The following is a 255-nucleotide window of genomic DNA, read 5'->3' on the forward strand; positions in this document are numbered from 1 at the left end:
GATGAAAGAAGCGAGCCTCGCTGGCGTCGAATGCGAGACCGTAACGGCGACGCGAGCACATCCGTATGAAGCTATTATCAGCGTTGCAATTCAGCAGAAATGCGATCTCATCGTGATGGCCTCTCACGGTCGTCGCGGGGTACGGGCACTGCTGCTAGGCAGCGAGACGCAGAAGGTACTCACGCACAGCGACATTCCCGTGCTCGTGGTCCGGTCGTCTGTGACTCCCGAGGCGGCCAGTGGAAAGGAACACGG

The 255-nt window shown here is 59.6% G+C and carries 1 protein-coding gene; it reads left to right on the plus strand.

The features are described from left to right. Positions 1–255, plus strand: a 255-nt coding sequence (locus SB753_RS39225; RefSeq protein ID WP_410805440.1) for a universal stress protein, incomplete at both ends; no start/stop codon positions are given.

The organism is Paraburkholderia sp. SIMBA_053 (assembly GCF_046534895.1).
Taxonomy (GTDB): Bacteria; Pseudomonadota; Gammaproteobacteria; order Burkholderiales; family Burkholderiaceae; genus Paraburkholderia; species Paraburkholderia caledonica.